Here is a 4,116-nt window from a genome sequence, read left to right on the forward strand (position 1 = left end):
AGGAATACTACGCGAAGGGAAGCCTAAAAAAGAGTTGCGCTTATGCCAAAGACGGGGCTATTCTTACTATGAGTGAAACAACTCTCAGAGAATCTCCTTATGCACTTCCAACAAAAGAGGAAAGCTGGACTTATGAAAAAGCAAGTGGCGAAAATCAGTCAATTAATAATTTTATAGAATATGAATATGATGAATATGATGAATATGGAAACTGTACAAAACTGACTCAAACTTTTTCAGATGGAAAAACTTTGGTTGGTGAATTTACGTATGATAATACAAATATAAAAGATTACATTATTGGCTTACCAAAAGAGATTTGTGTTTATGATAGTGATGAAAAATTATTAAGAAAGCGACAAGGTGAGTATAATGAATATGGGGAACTTACTGAATTAAAACAATTTTATAGTTTGTATAATTATTCATCAAATTATGTAATTTATGACGATTTCGGAAACATAGAAAAAGTTTTAGATGGTCGCGGTTCAATGTTGATTTATGAATATGATGACACAGAGCATATGTTTGTAACAAAAATTTTACAGACTGGAAAAGACACTGACTCGTATGAAAGTTTTATTGAATATGATATTGAAACTCAAACAAAAACAAAAGAAACAGACTGCAATAAAAATGAATTGCGCTATGAATATGATGGCTGGCAGAGAATAAAAGAAATTCGGACTGCTTACGACACGGGCACAATTCCCGCGGTAAGTTATGAATATAATACACCGAACAATGATTCTTTTGGACATCACGAATTATGGTATGCCGTGACAAACAATAAAGTAACATTTGACGCGGACGATGACAGCATAATTCAGACCGTATTACAGATTGACGGTCTTGGTCGAGCCGTCAGAACGGCAAAGACCGGCTTTGTCAACGGCGTTGAAGGATGGAACGCAAGCGGAGCGGTGGAATACGACAGCAAAGGCAGAACCGTAAAAGAAGGAATGACGGAATTCATACAAGGGGACATTCAGGTGCTTCTTGAATCCGTGCCAAAAATGACAAGTCTTTTTACCGCTTACGAATACGACGAGAAGGACAGGCAAATAAAAACTATACTTCCAGACGGCTCTATTCAGTTCGCAGAATTTGAGATTAAGGCTGAAAAAAACATTTCTTACTCTACCGACCCGCTCGGCAACATCTCCGTCCATGAGACCGACAGCAGGGGAAACATTGTCCGAGTAGCAAAAAATGATAAGGACGGAAAACAGCTTACGGAAGTTACATACCGCTATAATGCTATGGGCGAAATGCTCAAGGCCTTTGACACAAAAGGTCATCCTATAACAGCGGAATACGACCTTCTCGGTCGCAGAACCGCCCTTGAAAGCCTGGACTCAGGCAGACAGGAATTCTTCTATGATGAATGCTCAAACCTTGTCCGTGAGAACAACAGCGTCCTGCGCGAAAACAACAAGCAGATTGTATACGAATACGACGGCTTGAACCGCCTTGTCCGAATAGACTACCCTGATACGGAAGATACTGTTTATACCTACGGCGGCGCAAATGACACGCATGGCGCGGCAAACAGGATTCTGTCTGTAACAGACGCAAGCGGCTCACTTGAGTACGAGTATGGAAAGCTTGGCGAAGTTATAAAAGAAACCCAGACGCTCGCAACGCATTTGAATGGAAGCAATCCGACAGAAACTGCTGTTATGGAATACCGCTCTGACTATCTTGGACGTATGCAGTGGATTGTATACCCTGACGGCGAGAAAATCACATACGGCTACGACAGAGGCGGACAAGTCGTGTCTGTCACTGGCACACATTACGGACACGAATTCAATTATGTAACAAACATTCTCTACGATGAATACGGACAGCGGACACGCATAGACTACGGCAATGGAACGTTTACCGAATATAATTACGCCCCAGCCCGCAGGTGGCTTGATACCATAAAGACTGAGAACAAATGGGGGCAGAGTTACCAGAACATAAGCTACAGTTTTGACGCAGTTGGAAATGTGCTTGGTTACGAGAATGATTGTCTTGACTCCGTAACAGGAAATTACAAGACGAAGCAGACATACTCTTATGACAACTTATATCAGCTCATAAAGGCAGACGGCGAGACTACATATAATCCGTACAGGTCAAGCGTGCCAGAGTTTAAATCAAACTACTCACAGAGTTTTGTCTTTGATGATATAGGTCTTGGCAACATGACAAGCAAAGTTTCGTCAGAAAGCATAACGCCGCAAAAGACTATAGGTGATAATTTGAACTACAGTTTTGCTTACAACTATGACGAAAATTACGCACACAGACTTATAAATGCCGGGGATCGCTACTATAAATATGACGCGAACGGAAACATAACGGCTGAGCAGGACGGAAGCTTTGAAAGCAACGGCGAAGAAGTTTCTTACCACAAGATTACGCAGGAGGCTGACGGAGTCTACTCCACCGACTACGGCTGGGGACTGTTCAAGGAAGATGATAAAGACAGCAGCGGAAAAGCAAACAGAACAAAATACAAGAGAACCTACAAATGGAACGAGCGCAACCAATTAGTTTCAAGCGTGGACGATAATTACAGCACAGCCTACGTCTACGGACAGGACGGACAGCGGAGCAACAAGTACACGCAGAATTCAGAAACGCTTTACTTCAACAAAATGTGGACGCTCCACACAGACAGCGGAAACAATGTCTATGGCGGACAGACTGCAAAAAATATTTACTTGGGCGAGACAAGAATTGTAACAAAACTCAACAGCGGCGACGAGCCGACCTACAACGAGGAGTTCTACAAGCAGTACTACTACCACTCTGACCATCTCGGCTCTGCAAGCCTCATTACAGACTACAAGGGCGACGAATATCAAAGAATTGAGTACACGCCTTACGGCGAGACCTGGGTGGAGAAGACAGACAACACTGGGCTTGAGTATCTGCCTTATCGCTTCACAGGCAAGGAAATTGACGAGGAGACTGGTCTGTACTATTATGGAGCTAGGTATCTTGACCCTAGGTACAGCCGCTGGATAAGCACTGACCCGGCACTGGGCGAGTATATTCCAAGTGCTGGAAAGGCGACTGCAAGCGAAGCGGGCAGCCTGCCGGGTATAGGAGGAATATTTAACACAGTGAATTTGCAGCTGTACCATTATGCCGGGAATAATCCAATCAGATTTACGGATCCGGATGGAAGGGCACAAAACGTAGCTCAAAAAATTGCAACGTCAGCGCTAAAATTTATTTCTAATCATTCTAAGACTGCTCGAACTTTTATAAAAGAACATACGTCTATTCAGATTCAACGAAGTGTTGATGATAACGGTCAAAACGGAAAATATTTTCAATCTAAAGGAAGTATTTCTTTTTGTGGAATTCCATTAAATACAATTGATGTTCAATCTACAGCAGACTGGAAAAGTCAAGTAGATGCTGATAAAGGTGGAACCATCGATGCCGGAACTTACACAGGAACATTATTGAATAAATCAGGAAGTTATGAAAACGCAATTAGTATTACCGGCAATAATGTAAAAGAATCTGATGCTGTCTTATGTCATCCAAATGTCAAAACGGCTCTAGGCGAAACTGAAGAATATGGAAGTGGTAGTGCAAAAGGTAGACCTTTAAGTCTTGGATGCCAAATTTCTCATCTTGAGGATTTTAATGAAGTTACTAATATCTTAAAAGATGTAGGATTTGAATATGGTGTTGGAAAAGATGCATGGGCTAAAGGTGATACAATAAAGATTAATATTGCGGCACCAAAGGAAGATTAAAATGAAGAAGATAAGTTTTTTAATTATATATATTAATTGCATTCGTTTCATATGCAAATGAATTTTACAATGGTTTTGATAATAGTTCATTTAAATCAATAGTTTTTAAGCCTTCGAATAAGGTTTCCTTTTATAATGATGCTGATGATAATCCAGATTTATTATGGAATAATGATTTTGTTTATTCGTTAACAGATTATGAAAAGGCATATATTTTAACCATAAGTAATGAAAATTGTAATAAAAGATTTTATGCTTTAAAATCAGATTTTTGCTTAATTTTATATGATTGTATTAGAGTTCGCCTGAATTAACCACAGATAGTTCACCAAGAAAAACCAAATAT

General features: G+C 40.3%; 1 protein-coding gene. It reads left to right on the forward strand.

From position 1 onward, the window contains the following. Nucleotides 1-68 precede the first annotated feature (68 nt). A complete protein-coding gene (locus Q0N70_RS12240; RefSeq protein WP_294017170.1) occupies nucleotides 69-3,770 on the forward strand; it encodes an RHS repeat-associated core domain-containing protein in 3,702 nt (1,233 codons plus the stop codon). Nucleotides 3,771-4,116: the final 346 nt, after the last annotated feature.

The sequence above is a fragment of the uncultured Treponema sp. genome, from assembly GCF_945873775.1.
Lineage (GTDB): Bacteria > Spirochaetota > Spirochaetia > Treponematales > Treponemataceae > Treponema_D.

Bases quoted from the DNA above. Each gene is read 5' to 3' on its own strand.
- Q0N70_RS12240 (WP_294017170.1), top strand. From the start codon at position 69: ATGAGTGAAACAACTCTCAGAGAATCTCCTTATGCACTTCCAACAAAA.